The 1,151-nt window shown below is 34.6% G+C and carries 1 protein-coding gene; it reads right to left on the reverse strand.

The genetic code is table 11. The annotated features are described in order from the left end of the window. The coding region (locus JHC30_08160; protein ID MCI4464114.1) for a hypothetical protein at nt 1-1,151 on the reverse strand (1,151 nt) is incomplete at both ends.

Raw genomic sequence — 1,151 nt, forward strand, 5'->3', positions numbered from 1 at the left:
CCCGATCCTGCCGAAACGGTGATCACAAATGTGATTGGTTCGAAAGTTGCCTCAATGGTATGATCGCTTGTTACATCTGAAAAAGTATAGGTTGATAATTGACCGACTGATACTCCGTCAACCTTAACATCTTTAATTTTAAAGCCCGAATTTGGAGTAATAATAAAACTTTGTGAAGAATGAGACTTAACCCTCACTTCGCCTAAAGGATAAATTGAACCGTTTTCGTAGCATATGGATTTAATAACAAAATTTTCCTCTAACCTGAACAGTCCGCCACCTAAAGTTCCAACAAAAATATTATTTTCATTATCCCTTGTAATTGATGTCACATAATAATTTGTAAGTCCATTGTTAATTGAATTGTAAGTAAGATCATCATTCAGAACGATAACACCGTTATCGGTTGCAAGATACATAGGAATGCCGCCTAAAATGTCAAATATCCTTATACCCTTTAAAATCGATTGCGGATTTCCATTGTCTAAAACCAAAAGCCCATCGTTTGTTCCTATAAACAATCTGCCATTCTGGATAGTAATCACATTTACACTTGAAGAAACATCAGCAAGTTTGCTAAATGTCTTAAAGTCATTTGTAGAAAAGATAGCGTTGTCAGTTGCAAAATATATAGTTTGCCCATCAATCATTAATTCTTTAACTGTTCCGTCGTAAACTTTCTCTACATTTTCAAAATTATCATAACTCCTGAATAAACCATCGTTTGTTATCGCATAAAACACTTCTTTTCCACCATCCAATACGGAAGAGACTTTGTAAAAAGCAAGGTTGTCTTGTTTCCTTGCCCAGGTTTCACCACCGTTTGTTGACACAAGAACGCCAATTTTTGTTGAAGCAAAATATAGAGAAGGATCTAATTTACTCCCGTAAATGTTATTAATAGGCACGTCAAATTTTGCATTAAAAGAGAACGTTTCCCCGTGATCATTGCTTTTCCCGATGTTACCGCTATTTGAGCCAACAAAAAGAGTACTATTAATTACCTTTGCAAAGTTTATTTCTTTATCAGGGAAATAATTGGAGTAGTATTTGTAGGTCATTTTGTTTAGATCATAGTAAAGCATCCCAAGCCCTGTTAATATTCGTGCAGTATTTGTATCTTTAGAATATTCAATGTCTCTTATAGTTAC

This window comes from Caldisericum sp., from assembly GCA_022759145.1.
GTDB lineage: Bacteria > Caldisericota > Caldisericia > Caldisericales > Caldisericaceae > Caldisericum.